Below are 14,518 nucleotides of genomic sequence, written 5' to 3'. Positions count from 1 at the left end.
CCGAGGCTAGTCGAGCGGGGAAAGCGCCGGGGCGGTCCGCGCGGACGCGGACCGCCCCGGAGTCGGGATCGAACCCGCTCAGCCGCCGAACGATTCTGCGGTGGCGTAGCCCTTGCCGTTGTACAGCTGAACCGACACGTCGGAGACGGCCGGCTTGCCGTCCTGCGTGGTGTCGATGACCGATCCTTCGAGCATGAACGGTGCCGCGTAGTCCTGGATGCTCAGCAGCGCCTCCATGAAGTTCTCGCGGGTCGGCTCGGTCATCTTCTGGAATGCCTGGTCGAGCGTGGCCGCGGCGATCCAGCTCCAGACGCAGTGCGGGAAGGCGGGCACGCCCTCCTGGTTGGTGTACTCGTCGATCGCCGCGAGGAACGCCTTGCCCTCTTCGCTCTCCTGGAAGGCGGGGCTGGCCGCCGACTGCGAGAACGCCACCGTGTAGATCCCCGGGAAGACATCGGCGTGCACGTCGGGCTGCTGCAGGATTCCGCCGGGGCTCGAGGTGTTCGACGGCAGGAACCAGCTGGGCTTCCATCCGAGCTCTTCGGTCTTCTTCAGGGAGGAGATCACGAGGGGTGTGATCGACATCGCGTTGAAGAAGACATCCGCCCCGCTGGCGGCGAGCTCCGTGAGCTGCGCGTCGACCGAGGTGTCGGTCGCCTCGTAGGTGAGCTCCTTCACGATCTCGATGTTGTCGGAGCCCTCGACCGCCGCCTTGAAGCCCTCGACGTACCCGTCGCCGTAATCGTCGTTCTGCGAGAGGATCGCGACCTTGTGCTCGTCGGTCGAGGACGCCAGCAGCTCGCCGAACGCGCCGCCCTCCTGCTGGTAGATCGGCACGAGACCGATCTGCTCGGGGCTCTCGGCCCGGTCGCTGAAGATCGGGTCGCCCGTCATGACCAGCACCTGCGGAACACCTTCATCGATGGCCGCTTCCCGCCACGCGCGGTTGGTGGGTGTGCCGAGACCGACACCCGCGGCGAAGACGCCGTCCGAGACCATCTGCTGGAAGTTCGTCAGTGCCTTCTGCGGATCGTACGCATCGTCGTACGCCTTGATCTCCACGGTCCGGGTCTTGCCGTCGCCGAACTCGATGCCGCCGTCCGCGTTCTTGACGCCGAAGTACGCGAGCGCGCCGTCGACGGTGCAGTTGCCGGGTCCGGCCGTCGCCCCGGTGAGCGGGCTCGTGATGCCCAGCGTGATGCTGGTGTCGGTGATGCCGGGACTGGCCTCGGCGGGACCTTCGCTGGCGTCTCCGCCGCCCCCGTCGGTCGTTCCTCCGCGGGCGCACCCGGCGGCGAGGACGGCGACGATGCCGATCCCCGCGACGACCGTGATGACCCGCGCTCTGGTGCGCAGTGTGCTCATGTGTCCTGCCTCTTTCCTTGTGACTGATTGGGTGTGGGTGATGCCGACGATCTCCTGCGCCGTCGCCACAGGCGCGGCAGGGTCACGAGTCCGCCGGGGAGCACGAACAGGATCGCGAGGAGGATGATCCCCTGCAGCACGGCGGTCAGGCTCGGGTCGATCGCGTTGGTGACCTGTGGGGCGAGTACGTAGTACGCGCCGCCCAGCAGCGAGCCGAACATGCTGCCAGCACCGCCGATGACCATCGATGCCAGGAGGGTGATCGAATGCCCGAAGCTCATCGTCTCCGGTGAGGTGTACTGGACGACGACCATGTAGAGGAAGCCGCTGACGCCGCCGATCAGCGAGGCGATCGTGAACGCCAGCACCTTGTACCGGTACGGCGAGATCCCCATCGACGAAGCGACCGCCTCGTTCCCCTTCACGATCGCGAATGCCCGACCGTACTTGCCGCGCACGAGGTTGCGCGTGAGGAGGAAGACGGTGCCGGCGATCGCGATCACGATGTACAGCTGCCACTGGTCGGTGGCCAGGCCCGACCAATCGGGGGCGGCCGAGAAGCGCGCGGAGATGCCCTGCGAGCCGCCGGTGAGATCGGACAGGCGCTTGGCCAGCGGCACGCCGATGATCGGCAGGGCGATCGTGACCATCGCGATCGCCAGCCCGCCGAGCCGCGCGGCCGCGAGTGAGATGAGCAGGCCGATCACTCCGGGGATGAGGGCGGCGAGGATCAGGACGAGCGCGATGTTCCAGCCGGCGTTGACCCCGTACGCCGTGACGTAGGCCCCGACCCCGACGAAGAAGATCTGGCCGAGCGAGACCTGCCCCGTGTAGCCCATCACCACGTTCAATCCGAGCACGGCGACGGCGAAGACCCCGATGCGCGCGAGGGTCTGGTTGACGAAGACCGGCAGGATCAGCGGCGCCACGAGGAGGATGACCACGACCAGCGCCACTGCGGCCCAGCGCACCCAGGGCCGCGTCATCCATCCGGCTGCCGTGGTCGTCACACGCACGCCGCTCACACGCGCACCACGTCTTTCCGGCCGAACAGTCCCTGGGGCCTGACGATGAGCACGATGAAGATGAGGATGAACGGCACCGCGATCTTCAGGTCGTACCCGATGATCGGCACGTACACGGCGGCGAGGTTCTCCAGCACGCCGATCAGCCACGCGGCGATGACGACGCCGAACGGGCTGGACATCCCGCCGAGGATCACGGCGGCAAGCGCGTAGACGAGTGCGGAATCCATCATCCCGGGCGTCAGCGTCAGCGTGGGAGCGATCAGTGCGCCCGCGATCGCGCCGAGACCGGCCGCCAGCCCCCAGCCGACCATCAGCAGACGGCCGACCGGCAGGCCGGACAGTTCAGCCGACCGCGGGTTGACGGCGACGGCGCGCAGCGCCAGGCCGAGTTTGGTGCCGATGAACAGCAGCTGCAGGAGGATCATGATCCCGACGATGACCAGCGTCGTGCCGATCGAGCGGACGCTGACAACGGCTCCGAGGACGTCGATGTTCTGCAGGGGGAACAGCGACGGGAACTGGAGGTTGTTGAAGCTCCAGATCCATCCGCAGAGGCCGGTGATGAGCGTGAGCAGACCGATCGTGACCACCACCGCGGTGTCGGGATCGCCCCGCTCGAATCGGCGCATCAGGAATCGTTCGATGAGAGCGCCCAGCACGAACGAGGCTCCGACCGAGAGCAGGATCGCCAGGACCAGCGGCACACCCCACTGCAGGAACGTGTATGCGAAGTAGGCCGCCAGCACCGCCATGCCGCCCTGGGCGAAGTTGATGAGTCCGGTCGCCTGGTTCACGAGCACGATGGCCAGGGCGAGGGCTGCATAGATCGATCCGGCCGAGAGACCGTCGATGACGAGCTGGATGAAGGTGCCCACGCTCAGCCCCCCAGGTAGGCGCGTCGGATCTCGTCCATGCCCTTGAGCTCGGCCGATGTACCGGTCAGGACGCTGCGCCCGGTCTCCAGGACCGTGGCCGTGTCGACGAGGGTGAAGGCGAGGTTTGCGTTCTGCTCCACGACGAGCATCGCGATGCCGGATTCCTTCCGCAGGCGACCGATCGCCTGGTAGACGTTCTTCGCCGTGCTCGGGGCGAGGCCGAGCGATGCCTCGTCCAGCAGCATCAGCCGCGGCTTGGCCATCACGGCGCGGGCGACGGCCAGCATCTGCTGCTCACCGCCGGAGAGCGCGGAGCCGTGCGACTTGATCCGCTCCTTGAGGTTGGGGAAGAGGTCGAGGCAGTACTCGATGTCGGCCTCGATCCCCTTCCGGTCCTTGCGCAGGTAGGCGCCGACGCGGAGGTTCTCGCGGACGGTCAGATCCGACAGCGTCCCGCGTCCCTCGGGCACATGCGCGATGCCGAGGGCGGCGACACGATCGGGGCGCATCCCTCGGATGTCCTTGCCGTCGAAGAGGATGCCCCCGCCGGCGCGCACCGTGCCGCTGATCGCACGCAGGGTGGTGGTCTTGCCCGCCCCGTTGGCGCCGAGGATGCCGACGGCACCCTGATCGGGCACGGACAGCGACACGCCCTCGAGCACCTGCACGCTTCCGTACGAGGCGGTCACGTCGGTGAGCTCAAGCAGCGTCATCGGCGGCCTCCTTGCCGATGTACGCCTCGATGACGCGCGGGTCGGACTGGGCGTCCGCAGCCGTCCCTTCCATGAGCTTGCGTCCGTGGTCGAGCACGACGACACGATCGGTGAGGGCGGCGATCAGTCCCATGTGGTGCTCGACGATCACGATCGTGATGTCCTCCTCGTCGCGAAGCCGACGCACGGTCGCGATGAACTGCTCGACCTCGGCGTGCGGAAGGCCGGCCGCGGGCTCATCGAGCAGCAGGAGGCGCGGCTTCGACAACAGCGCACGGCACAGCTCGATGCCCTTGTGCAGACCGTGCGAGAGTTCGTCGGCGTGGACGCCGGCTGCCCAGCCGAGCCCGTTGCGTTCCAGCAGCTCCCGCGCCTCGCCGCGCAGCGCCTTCTCCGAACGGACCGTGCGCGGCAGTCGCAGCGCCCATTCGAGCGGCCCGCCGGGTAGGCGGGTGTGCGCGCCCAGGAGCACGTTCTCCAGAACGGTCGAGTGCAGCTGAAGGGCGGGATGCTGGAATGTCCGGGCGAGCCCCACGCGGGACAGCGACGACGGGCGAGAGCCGATGACCTCGTTCTCATCGACGAGGATCGATCCCGACGAGGGCTTGTAGTGGCCGCTGATGCAGTTGAACAGCGAGGTCTTCCCCGCCCCGTTCGGGCCGACGAGACCGAAGATCGAGCCCGGCTCCACCTCGAAGGAGACCTCTTCGAGCACCTTGATTCCGCCGAAGCGCAGGGACACATCCGTCAGGCTCAAACGGGCGGCCATGTGTCACCCCTCCCTGATCGCGTCATTGCTCGGGTGCATCGGTGCCGGTCAGCGGGGATCGGCAACCGCTTCATCGAAACGCTATGGATCGCCACCGAGATTGTCAACGATTTTGGAACGAATTCGGATTTCGTGATCCGGACGTGATCCGCACACCCGGAACGCTACGGCTGCGGGTCGCAGAGGCGCTTCCGGTTTCCATTGAACGGAATCGGATCTATGATGGCCGTCCACCCGCCGGTCGTGCGCTCGATGAGGAGAACCGTGGCCCGTGCGTCCGATGGGGAGTCGGTTCTCCACAAGCATCTCCGGGTGCTGGGCGCGTTCGAGGCGGCCGTGCCCTTCCTCTCGCTGTCGGAGATCGCCGAGCGCGCGGGCCTCGCGCTCTCCACCGCGCACCGCGTCGTCGCCGAGCTGGAGCGCGAGGGCCTGCTGGAGAGGCTCCCCGACCGCACGTACCGGCTCGGCGTCCGCCTGTGGGAGCTCGCCTGCCGCACACCGGGCGCGCTGGGGCTGCGAGAGCTGGCCCGACCGCATCTGGAGGCGGTGCAGGCGCGTGTGCGCCAGCACGCGCAACTGGCTGTGCTCAGTGACACCGAAGTCCTGTTCCTCGATCGGCTGTCCGCCCGCGACGCCGTCATCAACGCGACGCTCATCGGCGGACGCATGCCGCTGCATGCCACCTCGAGCGGACTCGTGCTGCTCGCGCATTCCGGGCAGTCGGTCGTCGACTCCGTCCTGGCCGGTCCGATGCGTCGCTTCACGCCGCACACCATCCAGACCGAACAACAGCTGCAGGCCGCCTTGCGGCGCGTCCGCGCCGACGGCTGGGCGGTGTGCGACGGCCACATCCACGAGGAGTCGAGAGGCATCGCCGTTCCCGTCTACGGCGCCCACCGCGATGTCATCGCGGCGATCGGCGTCGTCGTGCCCAACGACGACGCACCGACGCTCGGGCATATCGAGCTGCTGATCCGGGCGGCGCGCGACATCAGCGCTGCGATGCGCGCCGCCTCCCTGCCGACCGGTCACCCCGCCGCGACCGCGGGCGGACGCTACCGGCCGCTGGTCACCTCGTCGATCCGGTCCATGGAGTACTTCGAGGCGACCTCGACCACGTCGGCGTCGTGACGCGTCGACGCCAAGACGGGCACCGGCGCCTCGACTAAGGTGGTCGCCATGTCTGTCAACCCGCCGTTCCGCGCCGACATCGTCGGCAGCTTCCTGCGTCCAGAGTCGGTCAAGGCCGCGCGAGCACGCGTCGCCGCCGGCGATCTCGACGCCGCCGGACTGGCGCTGGTCGAAGACGAGGCGATCACCGCACTCGTGCAGCGCGAAGCCGCCGCGGGGCTGAAGGTCGCCACCGACGGCGAGTTCCGCCGCTCGTGGTGGCACTTCGACTTCTTCGGCATGCTCGACGGCGTCAACGTCGTCGAGCTCGACCACGGCATCCAGTTCCAGGGAGTGCAGACGCGACCGCTGGGCCTGCACATCGACCGCCAGATCGGCTTCCCGGCCGATCACCCGATGCTCGAGCACTTCCGCTTCCTCAAGCCCGTCGCCGAGGCGGCCGGAGTGACGCCGAAGTTCAGCATCCCCGCCCCCACCGTGCTCGACTTCCGTCTCGAGTCCGATGCCCTGGAGGGATCGCACTATGGCGGACACGACGACATCTTCGAGGACCTCGCGGCGACCTACCGCGCCGCGGTGCAGGCGTTCTACGACGCCGGATGCCGCTACCTGCAGTTCGACGACACCGCCTGGGCGTACCTCTGCTCGGACGTCGAGCTGGCCAAGGCGGCGGAGCGCGGCATCCGCACCGACCACCTGGCGGAGCGCTACGCGTCGCTCATCACCGCATCACTTCGCGACAAGCCCGCCGACATGGTGATCACGACGCACGTGTGCCGCGGCAACTTCCGCTCGACGTGGATCTCGTCGGGCGGCTACGAGCCGGTCGCCGAGCAGTTGCTCGGCGAGACCCCCTTCGACGGCTACTTCCTGGAGTACGACAGCGAGCGCGCCGGCGGTTTCGAGCCGCTGCGCTTCCTGCCGAAGGGTGACAAGGTCGTCGAACTCGGCCTGATCACGACGAAATCAGGAGCGCTCGAAGACGTCGATGCGATCACCCGCCGCATCGAGGAGGCCGCCGCGATCGCGCCGCTGGAACAGCTGGCGCTCAGCCCGCAATGCGGGTTCGCCTCGACCGAAGAGGGCAACGTCCTGTCCGAGGCCGAGCAGTGGGCGAAGATCGAAGAGGCCGTCGCGATCGCGGCGAAGGTCTGGCCGGACGCGTAGCGGGTCAGCCTCGATCCTCCGGCGCTGACGCCTGGCTCGCGAGCGCGCGCAGCCACTGGATCGTGCCGTCGGTCATCGGATGCGCCGCACCGAGCTCGTCGAGCAGGTCGCGCACCTCGATCATCTCGGCCTCGCGTCGAACGGCGTGCTTCGTGGTGCCGTCGATGAGGTGACGCACTGCCTCGTCCCCTGCGGCGCCCAGTTCCGACGCGATCTGGTCGACCACCCACGCTTCGGCGCCGAACGCCTGGGCGGCCGTCACGCTCTCGATGACCACGGCGGCCAAACCCTTCATGAACACGCTGCGCAGGAGTTTGCGGCTCGCCGCCGCTCCCGCGTCCGATCCGACGTCCATCGCGGGGATCCGCAGCTGGGTCAGCAACGGCTGCAGCGCCGCGACGCCGGGACCGCTCACGAGGAGCGGCGTGTCGATGCGCGCGCGGGTCACCGGCGCGAGGATCGCCACGTCGACGAAGCGGATGCCGCGTGCGGCTGCGACCTCGGCCAGCGCCCGCTTGTTGTCCGGTCCGCTGGTGTTCATGTCGGCGTAGAGGGCGGCGCTGGCCATCGCCGGGAGCGCGCCCGTGAGGACGGATGCCGCGGACCCTGCGCCCACCAGGCTCAGCACGAGGTCCGCATCGCGCACCGCGGATGCGATATCGGGCTGGATCCGGACGCCGGGGGCGGCGACCGCGACGTGCAGGTCGGTTCCGACGACGGACGCTCCACGCGACGCGAGATCGGCGGCGTAGATGCTCCCCGCTTCGCCCAGACCCAGCACTGCGATGTGCAACGTCACTCCTCGCCGATCAACCATCCACCTATATTGTTGACAATAGTGGTTGAAGCCGGCTCGAACCCGGCCGGCCGAAGGGAACTCGATGACCATCCTTGCGCAGAGCGGTCCCGATGCCGCAGCATCCGAGGAGCGCGTCACCGACGTCATCCGCAGCGCGATCGTACGCGGTGACTACGCCCCGAATCAGCGCCTGATCGAGGCCGATCTCAGCGAGACCTTCGCCGCGAGCCGGGCGACGGTGCGCACCGCGCTGCTCGAGCTCGCCAACGAGGGGCTGGTCGAGCGGCTGCCCAACCGCGGATCGCGTGTCCGGGCGATCTCGCTGGCCGAGGCGATCGAGATCCTCGAGGTGCGGATCGGCGTCGAGGGCCTCTGCGCCGCGAAGACCGCGGCATCCGTCTCGGACGAGCAGATCGAGCAGTTCCAGCGCATGCGCCAGGACATGATCGACGCCGTGGCCGACGGCGACCTGGTGGAGTACTCCCGGCTGAATCAGCTGCTGGATCAGCGTGTGCGATCCCTGAGTCGGCACGCGACGGCATCCGACGTGCTCGGGCGTCTGCACGCCCAGAGCGTGCGCCATCAGTTCAAGCTGTCATCCCGCCCGCAGCGCGCCAAGGTCTCGGTGCTGGAGCACGCGGCGATCATCGACGCGATCGTCTCCCGCGACCCGGACGCTGCTGAGCAGGCGGTGCGCGCCCATCTGCGAAGCGTCATCGGCGCGCTCCGCGAGCTCCCCTAGGACGGTCCGCCGACCCCCTCGACCGGCGACTTCCGTTCAACGGAAGGCGTCGCCCCTCGCGCTGCCGACGCTCGTAGCGTGGGAGGACCAACGGCGGAAAGGTCGACGATGACATCCGAATCCCTGGCACAGGCCATCGAACGGGCGGGCAGCCCGGTCGAGCTGCTGCGCAACCAGGACTGGCCGGCATTCACGTTCCCGGTCGCTCCCGAGTTCACCAACTGGCGCGACGAGCAGCGCGCGTGGAACACCACCGTCGCGCTCATGGATCAGTCGCACCACATGACCCAGCTCTTCCTGTGGGGCGAGGACCTCATCCCGCTGCTGGAGTCGATCTCCCCGAACACCTTCGCGACCTTCAGGCCGGGGGTCGCCAAGCAGCTGATCTCGGTGAACAAGGACGGGTACCTGATCGGCGACGGCATCCTCTTCTACCTCACCGACGTCGTCGAAGGCCTCGTGCTCGTCGGGCATCATCTGCTCATCGACTGGGTCCGCTTCAACGCCGAGCGGGCCGAAGCGGCCGGTGAGGATGTCCATCACCGCCTGGAGGGCAACTCGCATATGCGGCAAGGTCCGCCGACGTTCTACCGGTATGAACTGCAGGGACCCCGAGCGAACGAGGTGATGGAGAAGCTCTTGGAAGGTCCGGTCCCGGACGTCAAGTTCTTCCATATCGGCACGTTCCGGATCGCGGGCAAGGAGGTCCGGGCCCTGCGTCACGGAATGGCCGGTCAGCCCGGATTCGAGTTCTTCGGGCCCTGGGCCGACAGCGACGTCGTGCTCGAAGCGCTGTTGGAGGCGGGCGCCCAGTTCGACATCCGGCGGGTCGGCGCGAAGGCGTACTCGGCGACCCCCCTCGAAGCCGGCTGGGTTCCGACACCGTTCCCGGCCATCTTCGACGACGACTTCAGCGAGTACCGCGAGTGGCTGCCGGCTGCACGAGCGGGCTCGATCGGCGGATCGCTCTCCTCCGCCGACATCCACGACTACTACATGACCCCCTATGACCTCGGGCTGGGCAAGTCGGTCCGGTTCGATCATGAATTCCACGGCCGCGAGGCCCTCGAGGCCCACGCCGCGGCGCCGCCGCGGCGCAAGGTGACGCTGCTGTGGAACGCCGACGATGTCGCCTCGGTGGTCCGGTCGCAGCTCGAGCCCGGCGTCCCCGCCAAGTTCCTCGATTTCCCGAAGGCCCGCTACGGGCTCTTCCAGATGGACGAGGTGCGAAAGGACGACCGGGTCGTCGGGATCTCGACCGACGCCGGCTACGTCGCGTTCGACCAGCTGTACATGTCGCTGGCGACGCTCGACAACGAGGTCGGCGACGGCTCGGAGGTCGAGATCGTGTGGGGCGAGAATCCCATCTCTTCCAAGCCACAGGCCGACGCCGCGCATCGCCAAGTGCGCATCCGCGCGACCGTCGCGCCGGCTCCGTTCCACGACTTCGCCCGAACGGTCTACCGCGCCAACGACTGAGCGAGCATAGGGGGACGGATGCCGCGGCATCCGTCCCCCTTCCCCGTGCTTGCTCAGTCCTTGCGGTAGTTCTCCCGCGCGAACGACGAATAGGGTGCGGGGTACACGGTCGCGCGGATCTCGACCTGACGGTGCGGCTCGACGGCAGGCTTGGTGGAGACCGGATCCTCACCCCACACCACCACGACCTCGGTGCCGGGCTCGGAATGGTCTGCATCGATGCTGGCCAGCGAGACGAACACCTGCTCGCCGGTGATGTAGCCCGCGTCGTGGGAGATCCCGACTTCGGCCCCGTCGGCCAGGACTCGGTCAACCTGGTACACGCCGTACCGTGCCTTCGGGAAATCGATGTACTTGGCCGGCACGCCCGGCTCATAGAGCGAGCGCTGCGCGGCGGCGACGTCTTCGGGGTTCCACACCAGGGTGACCTTCGAGCGCAGCGGGCCTTTCGCATGCTGCTCGAGCGCGGAGCGGCCGATGAAGTCGTGGTCGAACGCGACGCTCCGCCCGTAGCCGAGGTCGTACGGCGTGAGGTAGTAGTCCTCGATGTCGTCCGAGACGAGGCTGCCGGCAAGGGATCCCGCGCGATTCGCGGGAAGCCACCGCAGGTAGTCGGCGCTCCCCTCGCCGGTGAAGATCGCGGGCAGCGGAGAGGGCACCCATGCCGATTCGAGGTTGGCCGACGAGTACGCCTTCGAGCCGACGAGCACGAGGCCGAACTCCTCACCCGAGGCGATCAGGGCATCGCGCACTCGCTCGCCCTCGGCCCACGGGCCGAACAGCTCGAAGCCGGGCTGGCCCGCCATCCCGTGACGCAGTGATCGCACCTGGAGTCCGTCGATCGTGAAGGTCGCCATGTGGAAGAACTTCGTCGGCGGAATCGGCGCTCCGGTCACCTTCTCCATCAGCGCGAGCGCGTGCGGTCCCTGGATCTCGTAGCGGTACAGTGCGGGATCCTCGCCCGGCGCCCGCATGAGGGAGTTGGCGTCGCGGGTGAAGGTGACGTCGTAGTCGCCCGTCTCTCCGATGAACTGCACCCAGTCGAGCACCATGAACCAGCCGACGAGGTCGAACGAGTCCTCGTCGAGATGGAACAGGATGGCGTCGCCGATCAGATAGCCCTCGTGGTTGACCGCGATGAACTGCTTGGCCCGGTCGACCGCGAAGTTCGCGAAGCTGTTCACCCCTGTGTCGGCGAGCAGCCTGAGGGCGTCGGGCCCGGAGATGAACAGGTCCGTCATGTGATGCGACTGATCCAGCAGCGCAACCGAGGTGCGCCAGGACAGCTGCTCGGACCGCCAGTTCGTGAACTCCGGAGTGACGGGGAAGATCGTCGGGCGCGACTGCGCGTTGCGCAGCAGCTCGACCGGGCTCCCGACCCTGGCGATCGCCTCTGCGACGGACTCGGTGGCGGGCATCAGGCGTTCACCGCTGCGGTGCGCCAGCCGCCGTGGTATTCGGTGCGGGCCGTGACGGCGTACGGCACCGGGCTGACCACGGCGCGGACGGCGAGCTGCTCGTGCGGTTCGACGGTGGTTTTGCGGGTGCCGCCGTCGGGTTCGCCCCACACCACGCGGACCTCGGCGCCGATCGGGACGTCGGCGTCGACGGTCGCCAGGGAGAGGCCGCGTTTCTCGTTCGCGGTGACGCCGGTGAACAGGGAGAGCCCGACGGTGTCGCCGTTCGCGTCGATCACGGCGTCGTAATTGGACGAGCCGTAGTTCGCGTTGGGCAGGTCGAAGACCTGGTAGCCGGTGCCGTCGCGGTCGATGGGGGTGGTCAGCAGCTTGGCGAGGTCTTCGTCGTTCCAGGCGAGCGTGACCTTCTTGCGCTGCGCAGCCGGGTCGATCTTCTCCAGCGCGTCACGACCGATGAAGTCGTGGTCGAACTTCACGAACGACCCGTAGCCCAGCTCCCACGGGTTCAGGTAGTAGTCCTCGATGTCCGCGGAGACGAACGAGCCGGCCAGGGCGTTGATCGCCTCGTAGCTGTTCGCGGGCAGCCATTCACGGTACGCGCGCTCCGCGTCGCTGGAGTAGATGGCAGGCAGCGGCGAGGGGATCCACCCCGACTCGAGGGTGTTCGAGGAGTATGCACGGGAACCGCACGGCTCGATGCCGAACTCGCGACCGGCCTCGAGGATCGCGTCGCGGATCTTCCCGTGCTGCTCGTAGGGGCCCCACAGCTCCAGACCCGGCGCACCGGCCATCCCGTGGCGCAGCGTGCGAACCTGCTCGCCCGCGATCGTCATCTCACCCATATGGAAGAAGCGCACCTTCTCCAATGCCCCGCCATTGAGCTTCTCGATGATCTGCCACGCATTCGGGCCCTGGATCTGGAACCGGTAGTACTCGCGGTCGACCGCGGCTCCGTACGGGCGCGACGGGGAACGATCGTCGTAGCGGACCTCGACGTCGTAGCCCCCGGTCTCGGCGTGGAACTGCAGCCAGTTCGCGCCCGGCGCGCGACCCACGTACACGTACTCGTCCTCACCCTCGTGGAACAGGATGCCGTCCCCGATCACACCGCCGTTGGACGCCGTCGGCACGAACTGCTTCGCCGTGTTCAGCGGAAAGTTCGCGAAACTGTTGATTCCCGTCTCGGACAGCAGCTTCAGCGCGTCCGGCCCCGACATGAAGAAGTTGACCATGTGGTGCGACTGGTCGAACAGGACCGCACTCTGGCGCCAGGACTTCTGCTCACGGCGCCAGTTGGTGAACTCGGCGGGAACCACCGGATAGATGTACGTCCCGAGCTGCGAGTTGCGCAGCAACTCCACCGCACTTCCGGCCTCATCCAGCACGTCCTGCAGATTCTCGGCCATGGGTGTTCCCTTCAACTTCGTCGTCGTGGTCCGACCACGATGCACCGGGAACGTCATTTCCCTATGTCCAGAGTGATTCGGGGTCTACAGGATTGTAACCAAAATCTTGACCATTGCGCCAGGGGTGTGGTTCGCTGGCATCACCGATCGGACAGGAGCACCGCGTGGCCGACACAACACCCTCACTGCTGGTGGTGAGCGCCCACGCAGGTGACTTCGTCTGGCGCGCGGGCGGGGCGATCGCCGCGGCCACGATGCGCGGCGAGCGGGCGACGGTGGTGTGCGTCTCCTACGGCGAGCGCGGCGAGTCCGCGTCGCAGTGGCTGGCGGGCAAGGATCTGGCGCAGATCAAGGCGATCCGGCGCGGCGAGGCGGAGGCGGCGGCGGCCGCGCTGGGGGCCGAGATCCATTTCCTCGATGCCGGGGACTACCCGCTCGTCGAATCCACGGAAACGGTGCAGCAACTGATCGACGTGTTCCGTCGGACCCAGCCGACCGTCGTGCTGACCCATCCGCTGGCCGACCCCTACAACGGCGACCATCCCGCTGCGGCGCGGATGGCGCTGCAGGCGCGGGTGCTCGCGCAGGCGATCGGGGTGGCGAACGCCGACGGGTCATATCCGTCCACGGACGAGATCATCGGCGCGCCCCCGGTGTTCTTCTTCGAACCGCACCAGCCCGAGCAGTCCGACTTCAAGCCCAACGTCCTCCTCGACATCACCGCGGCTTTCCCGCTGAAGGAGAAGGCGATGCAGTGCCTGCCGGCGCAACAGCACATGTGGGAGTACTACACGTCGCTCGCGATCCGCCGGGGCGTGCAGGTCAAGCGCAATGCCGGACCCAACCTCGGCCTGCCCGTCGACACCCGCGGTGAGGCATACCAGCGGTACTACCCTCAGGTCACCGACGTGCTCGCATGAGCGGCAACGTGATCGTCACCGACATCCAGCGCGCCGACCCCGCCGTGGTCGATGCCCTGGCCGCCTTCGGTTCGGCGACGGTGCACGAGGCGATGGGCCGCGTCGGATACGCCGGTCCGAGAATCCGTCCCGTCCAGCAGGGCGCCGCGATCTCGGGCTCGGCGATCACCGTCTCCGCCGCGGCCGGCGACAACCTGATGGTGCATGCGGCGATCGAGCAGTCCCGGCCCGGCGACGTGATCGTCGTCGTCCCCGTGACCGACTCGCCCCACGGGTTCATCGGCGAGCTGATGGCCACTCAGATGCAGGTGCGCGGTGTCCGCGGGTATGTCACCTCCGGCGGCGTCCGCGACACCGCGGAGCTTCGCGCCATGGGCTTCCCGGTCTGGACCGCGTACGTCAGCGCACAGGGGACGGTCAAGGACACCGCCGGATCGGTGAATGTCCCCGTCGTCCTCGACGGTGTGCTCGTCCGCCCCGGCGACATCGTCGTCGCGGACGACGACGGCGTCACCGTCGTGCCGCGCCACCGCGCCGGGGACACGCTCGAGGCTGCCGACGCCCGCGCCGCCAGGGAGGCGGCCAACCGTGCGCGATACGCAGCCGGCGAGATCTCGATGGACCTCAATGACCTGCGACCGGTCCTCGCCGATCTCGGCATCACCGTTCGGGCCCAGACGGACGACGACCGTGACTGATCCGGTGC

14 protein-coding genes are annotated in these 14,518 nt (G+C 68.1%); 6 read left to right on the top strand and 8 right to left on the bottom strand.

Features of this window, described 5'->3' with window-relative positions:
- Positions 1-78: 78 nt before the first annotated feature.
- Genes BLT19_RS03355 through BLT19_RS03335 form a run of 5 tightly spaced genes read right to left on the bottom strand, consistent with a single transcriptional unit; the run spans position 79 to position 4,750 of the window.
- The gene (locus BLT19_RS03355) at positions 79-1,365 is read right to left on the bottom strand and encodes an ABC transporter substrate-binding protein (protein ID WP_091486315.1); all 1,287 of its coding nucleotides are present in this window, start codon (positions 1,363-1,365) and stop codon (positions 79-81) included.
- Positions 1,362-2,375: a branched-chain amino acid ABC transporter permease gene (locus BLT19_RS03350; protein WP_231917772.1), complete on the bottom strand. Its 1,014-nt coding sequence runs from the start codon at positions 2,373-2,375 to the stop codon at positions 1,362-1,364. Before BLT19_RS03350 ends, BLT19_RS03355 begins: the two co-directional genes overlap by 4 nt.
- 11 nt (positions 2,376-2,386) lie before the next feature.
- Complete coding sequence (locus tag BLT19_RS03345) at positions 2,387-3,268, bottom strand: branched-chain amino acid ABC transporter permease (RefSeq protein WP_091486312.1); 882 nt, start codon at positions 3,266-3,268, stop codon at positions 2,387-2,389.
- Between the two features lie 2 nt (positions 3,269-3,270).
- On the bottom strand, positions 3,271-3,981 hold the full coding sequence (locus BLT19_RS03340; RefSeq protein ID WP_091486308.1) for an ABC transporter ATP-binding protein: 711 nt from the start codon (positions 3,979-3,981) through the stop codon (positions 3,271-3,273).
- A complete protein-coding gene (locus BLT19_RS03335) occupies positions 3,968-4,750 on the bottom strand; it encodes an ABC transporter ATP-binding protein (RefSeq protein ID WP_091486304.1) in 783 nt (260 codons plus the stop codon). The genes BLT19_RS03340 and BLT19_RS03335 overlap by 14 nt, the downstream gene beginning before the upstream one ends.
- A 264-nt stretch (positions 4,751-5,014) precedes the next feature.
- Here BLT19_RS03335 and BLT19_RS03330 point away from each other — a divergent pair, with 264 nt between their 5' ends.
- On the top strand, positions 5,015-5,881 hold the full coding sequence (locus BLT19_RS03330) for an IclR family transcriptional regulator (protein ID WP_091493207.1): 867 nt from the start codon (positions 5,015-5,017) through the stop codon (positions 5,879-5,881).
- 48 nt (positions 5,882-5,929) lie between these two features.
- Entirely contained in the window at positions 5,930-7,048 is a 1,119-nt protein-coding gene (locus tag BLT19_RS03325; RefSeq protein ID WP_091493204.1) for a 5-methyltetrahydropteroyltriglutamate--homocysteine S-methyltransferase, read from the top strand.
- Positions 7,049-7,052: 4 nt separating this feature from the next.
- Here BLT19_RS03325 and BLT19_RS03320 read toward each other — a convergent pair whose 3' ends face one another.
- Positions 7,053-7,847: an NAD(P)-dependent oxidoreductase gene (locus tag BLT19_RS03320; RefSeq protein WP_172825583.1), complete on the bottom strand. Its 795-nt coding sequence runs from the start codon at positions 7,845-7,847 to the stop codon at positions 7,053-7,055.
- An 82-nt stretch (positions 7,848-7,929) separates the two neighbouring features.
- Here BLT19_RS03320 and BLT19_RS03315 point away from each other — a divergent pair, with 82 nt between their 5' ends.
- Together BLT19_RS03315 and BLT19_RS03310 are read left to right on the top strand one after the other, a co-directional pair.
- Positions 7,930-8,589, top strand: a complete 660-nt coding sequence (locus BLT19_RS03315) for a GntR family transcriptional regulator (protein WP_091493202.1) — start codon at positions 7,930-7,932, stop codon at positions 8,587-8,589.
- Positions 8,590-8,697: 108 nt separating this feature from the next.
- Positions 8,698-10,068: an aminomethyltransferase family protein gene (locus BLT19_RS03310; protein WP_091486298.1), complete on the top strand. Its 1,371-nt coding sequence runs from the start codon at positions 8,698-8,700 to the stop codon at positions 10,066-10,068.
- A 53-nt stretch (positions 10,069-10,121) separates the two neighbouring features.
- Here BLT19_RS03310 and BLT19_RS03305 read toward each other — a convergent pair whose 3' ends face one another.
- Entirely contained in the window at positions 10,122-11,486 is a 1,365-nt protein-coding gene (locus BLT19_RS03305; protein WP_091486295.1) for an aminomethyltransferase family protein, read from the bottom strand.
- Positions 11,486-12,892, bottom strand: a complete 1,407-nt coding sequence (ligM, locus tag BLT19_RS03300; protein ID WP_091486291.1) for a vanillate/3-O-methylgallate O-demethylase — start codon at positions 12,890-12,892, stop codon at positions 11,486-11,488. Before ligM ends, BLT19_RS03305 begins: the two co-directional genes overlap by 1 nt.
- 164 nt (positions 12,893-13,056) lie before the next feature.
- Between ligM and BLT19_RS03295 the strand changes: the two genes are divergently transcribed.
- A complete protein-coding gene (locus BLT19_RS03295; protein WP_091486287.1) occupies positions 13,057-13,812 on the top strand; it encodes a PIG-L deacetylase family protein in 756 nt (251 codons plus the stop codon).
- The gene (locus BLT19_RS03290; protein ID WP_091486282.1) at positions 13,809-14,510 is read left to right on the top strand and encodes a 4-carboxy-4-hydroxy-2-oxoadipate aldolase/oxaloacetate decarboxylase; all 702 of its coding nucleotides are present in this window, start codon (positions 13,809-13,811) and stop codon (positions 14,508-14,510) included. Before BLT19_RS03295 ends, BLT19_RS03290 begins: the two co-directional genes overlap by 4 nt.
- The last annotated feature ends 8 nt before the right edge of the window (positions 14,511-14,518 follow it).

Source organism: Microbacterium pygmaeum (assembly GCF_900100885.1).
In the GTDB taxonomy this organism is placed as follows: domain Bacteria; phylum Actinomycetota; class Actinomycetes; order Actinomycetales; family Microbacteriaceae; genus Microbacterium; species Microbacterium pygmaeum.
The sequence above is the reverse complement of the archived record's forward strand: the minus strand, read 5'-3'. Positions and strand labels throughout refer to the sequence as shown.